This window comes from Dietzia sp. SYD-A1, from assembly GCF_015356725.1.
Lineage (GTDB): Bacteria > Actinomycetota > Actinomycetes > Mycobacteriales > Mycobacteriaceae > Dietzia.
Window position 1 is genome coordinate 1 of record NZ_JADDKI010000273.1, and the last position, 1,550, is coordinate 1,550.

Sequence of the window (1,550 nt, forward strand, 5' to 3'; positions counted from 1 at the left end):
GGTCGGTGGGCTCCTCGAGCGACGGGGGCTTGGGGGCCGGGACACCGGGGACGACGTCTCTGCCGCCGATGACCTCGTCGGCGAGCTTGCCGGCGGCGTCGGCGACCTTCTTGGCGGCCGCTTCGGCCGTCTTCGATGCAGCGGATTTCTTGTCAGACATGTGACTCCTCCGATGGGTTGGGTGTGAGTGCACGGGTGTCACACCGACTCTCCCACTCGGCGCGGACCGCGCAACCAGTCGCGGAGGAGGTCCGGTTGCCGTACGCTGCGCCGCCTCGTCGTCCGCACCCGCGTGTCCCCCCGCGCCTCCCCGACGGTGTGGCCGGGACTCACGAACCCGACGTCGACGGAGGTCAGCGCGCCTATGGTGTTCTCATGTCAACCCGCGGTGAGGACACCGGCACGACCGTGATCCCCCGAGCCCATCTCCCGTATCCGGTGGTGCTGGCGGCTGCCTGGGCGGCCTGCCTGCTGCTGATCGCCGGGGGCGGGTGGATCCTCGGACAGGCCATCGGCCGGTTGGCGATCATCCTGGCCCCGCTCGCCATCGCGGTGTTGCTCGCGGCAATGCTCCGACCGCTCGTGGACCGCGTGCCCCGGCAGGTCCCGCGGGCGCTGGCGTCCCTCGTCGTCGTCCTCGGTGTCCTGGCGCTGGTCATCGGGGCGCTGGCGGTGGTCACCACCCAGCTCGCGACCGGGGTTCCGGAGATGAGGGAGAAGATCGGCGGCGGCGTCGACACCGCACTGCGGTGGCTGGAGGACGGCCCGCTCCACCTCACCGCCGATCGACTCCAGGAGGCGGTCACCCAGGTCCGCAGCTGGATCGAGTCCCACTCCGAGGCCGTGGCCGCGGGCGCGGTCCAGTTCGGCCACACCGCCGTCGACGCGGTGGCCGGTCTGCTCATCTGCCTGGTCGCCCTGTTCTTCTTCCTCTACCAGGGGGAGAAGTTGTGGGTGTTCTTCGTCCGGTGGTTCCCCCGCGCGAGCCGGCTCACCGTCGATCGGGCGCTACGGCAGGGCTGGGGCAGTCTCGGCGCCTACACCCGCACGCAGCTGACCGTGGCCGCGATCAACGCCACCGGGGTGGGCCTCGGCGCGCTGGTGCTGCGCGTGCCCTTCGTGATCCCCATCGTGGTGGTGGTGTTCCTCGCGTCGTTCGTTCCCATCCTGGGGACTCTCGTCGCGGGGCTGATCCCCACGGTCTTGGCGCTGGTGGACCGGGGGCCGGTGATCGCCATCGCCATGCTGGCGATCGTCCTGGTGGTCCACCAGGTCGAGTCGCATCTGTTGCAACCGGTCCTCATGGGCCACGCGGTGGCGCTGCATCCGCTGGCCGTCATCGTCGTGGTGGCCGCGGGCACGTACCTGTTCGGCATCGTGGGAGCGCTGTTCGCCGTCCCCGTCACCGCGATGGCCAACACGGTGGTGAGATACCTGGCCGAGGGGAATGGTGACGACCCGGTCGTCGGCGGACCGGACGGGGGCGGACCGGACGGGGGCCCGATCGACGGGCCGGGGCCCGTGCCCGACCGGGCCAGTGTGTCCGGACC

General features: G+C 71.2%; 1 protein-coding gene. It reads left to right on the forward strand.

Annotation, left to right across the window (positions count from 1 at the left end):
* Positions 1–375: 375 nt before the first annotated feature.
* Positions 376–1,550, forward strand: a 1,175-nt coding sequence (locus IY392_RS11625; protein ID WP_228549318.1) for an AI-2E family transporter, incomplete at its 3' end; no start/stop codon positions are given.